This is a genomic window from Streptococcus sp. HSISS3 (assembly GCF_000448605.1).
In the GTDB taxonomy this organism is placed as follows: domain Bacteria; phylum Bacillota; class Bacilli; order Lactobacillales; family Streptococcaceae; genus Streptococcus; species Streptococcus raffinosi.
Genome location: NZ_CM002130.1, coordinates 1,132,976 through 1,135,699 on the forward strand (window position 1 = coordinate 1,132,976; position 2,724 = coordinate 1,135,699).

General features: G+C 45.2%; 1 pseudogene. It reads right to left on the reverse strand.

The window, feature by feature from the left end:
* A pseudogene (locus tag HSISS3_RS11295) lies at window positions 1–2,724 on the reverse strand (CshA family fibrillar surface protein C); the annotation flags it as partial.

A 2,724-nucleotide genomic window follows, 5' to 3' on the forward strand; every position in this document is an offset into this window, starting at 1 on the left:
CTTACCAGTTGAAGTTGCTGGATCCGCAGTAGGCTTAACTGGTGTAACTGTAGGTGTGTATGTCGCTTGCGCTTTGGTTCCGTTCATATCTTCACGTACAACAGTCACCGCTGGTGCAGTTCCGACAAATGATTTTCTGGAACGAAAGTTACTGTTCCGTCTGCTGCTACTGTGTAAGTACCTACGTTTGGAATTGTCTTAGTTTTTGTACCATCGTCAAATGTCGCTGGTACAGCTTCATTGATTGCTACTGTCTTATCAACGCCATCAACGTTTACTGTTCCACCTTGGAATTCAGGTTTGCCTGTTTGTGTGGCACCTTGGATATCAGTTGACTCAGCTGGTGTTGCGGTTGGACTTACTGGAACGATTTCTGGTGTGTAAGTTGTATCAACTTTAATACCATTTGAACTTTCAGCTTGGACCTTAGCTGGTGTCACAGCACCTGTGTATGATTTATCAGTCGGTGTGAAGGTTACTGTTCCAGTTGCTGGATCAATTGAGAAGTTACCAATCACGGTTGTGCCGTCTGCCGCATATGCTGGCGTCGCTGAAACTTCGTTGCCATCTTTATCCAAGAGTTTGTAGCTATTGTCCTTAATAGTAATAGCCTTGTCTTGACCGTTGACTTGGACAGTTGTGCCTGCAAAGGTTGGAGTGCCTGTTTGTGTGGCACCTTGAATATCCTTAGATTTAGCCGGTTGAGCTGTTGGAACAGCTGCTACAACTGTTGGTGTGTATGTCGCGTCAGATGTGATCGTTGCGGTCTTACCGTTTTCATTTGTAATAGTTGCAGTTGCTTGGACCGTTACACCTTTAGCGGTTCCGACAAAGTCTTTTTCAGGTGTGAAGGTTACAGCCCCTGTAGTTGGATCAATGGTGTAAGAGCCTTCTCCCGCTACAGTTACAGTTGCATCATCAGTCGGTTGACCAGTTGTTGGATCCACCAATTTCTTGCTTGTGATTTGAGCTGTTTTGTCACTGCTCAAGGCAAAAGTTGGTGTTTCTGTCTGTGGAACGTTTTGAACGTCTTCAGATACTTTATTAGTTGGTGTTACAGTTACTGGATTAACTGTCGGCGTATAAGTTGCTGAAGCTTTAGTACCGTTCATATCTTCACGCACAACAGTCACTGCTGGTGCTGTACCAGTGAAGCTTGGTTCTGGAACAAAGGTTACCGTACCATCCGTCGCTACTGTGTAAGTACCGACGCCGTCAACTGTCTTAGTTTTTGATCCATCGTCAAAGGTTGCAGGAACAGCATCATTCATAGGTACACGGCTATTTCCAGCAGTAAATTCAGGTTTACCGGTTTGTGTAGCTCCCTGAACGTCTTCTGAAACTGCTGGTGTAGCACTTGGTACTACTGGTGTAACTGTCGGTGTGTACTTAGCTGTTACAGCCGTACCATTCTTATCGACACGTTTCACAGTCACGCCTTCAGGTGTACCAACATATGTTGGTAGTGGCTTGAAAGTCACCGTTCCGTCAGCAGCTACTGTATAAGTACCAACACCATCAACTGTCTTCGTTTTTGAACCATCTTCGAAAGTCGCTGGTGTGTCATCATCCATCGGCACACGGCTATCACCTTCGGTAAAGGTTGGTTTACCTGTTTGTGTCGCACCTTGAATATCTGTAGATGTTGCATCTTCTGCAGTTGGAACAACTGGTGTAATCTTAGGTGTATAAGTTGTTTCTACAGTTGTTCCATTAGTATCTGCAGCTCGAACTTTAACAGGAACCACTTCACCTGAGTAAGATTTATCACTTGGTGTGAATGTCACCACTGAAGTAATCTTATCTACCGTAAATGTACCAATAATTACACCTGCCGGTGATTTTGCAAATACTGCCGCAGCTGGCTGACCGTTTTCATCAAGAAGGGTAATGGTATTTTTGTCGATTGGTGCGACAGGATCACCTTCTGTGAAGGTTACTGTTCCCGTTTGAACTACACCTTGAGGACCTGTTGATTCTGCTGGTGTCGCAGTTGGTGTCACAGGAGTGACAGTTGGTGTGTAAGTCGCTGAAGCTTTTGTTCCATTCATGTCTTCACGCACAACAGTCACTGCTGGGGCTTCGCCAGTAAATGATTTTTCTGGAGCGAAGGTTACCGTACCATCTGAAGCTACTGTGTAAGTACCAACATTTGGAACTGTCTTCGTCGTTGAACCATCATCAAAGGTTGCAGCAACCCTATCGTTCATTGGTACACGGCTATTACCTTCAGTGAAGACTGGTTTGCCTGTTTGTTCTTGACCTTGCTTACCAGTTGAAGTTGCTGGATCCGCAGTAGGCTTAACTGGTGTAACTGTAGGTGTGTATGTCGCTTGCGCTCTGGTTCCGTTCATATCTTCACGTACAACAGTCACCGCTGGTGCAGTTCCGACAAATGATTTTTCTGGAACGAAAGTTACTGTTCCGTCTGCTGCTACTGTGTAAGTACCTACGTTTGGAATTGTCTTAGTTTTTGTACCATCGTCAAATGTCGCTGGTACAGCTTCATTGATTGCTACTGTCTTATCAACGCCATCAACGTTTACTGTTCCACCTTGGAATTCAGGTTTGCCTGTTTGTGTGGCACCTTGGATATCAGTTGACTCAGCTGGTGTTGCGGTTGGACTTACTGGAACGATTTCTGGTGTGTAGGTTGTAGCCACCTTGATACCATTCGAGCTTTCAGCTTGAACCTTAGCCGGTGTAACAGCACCTGTATATGAT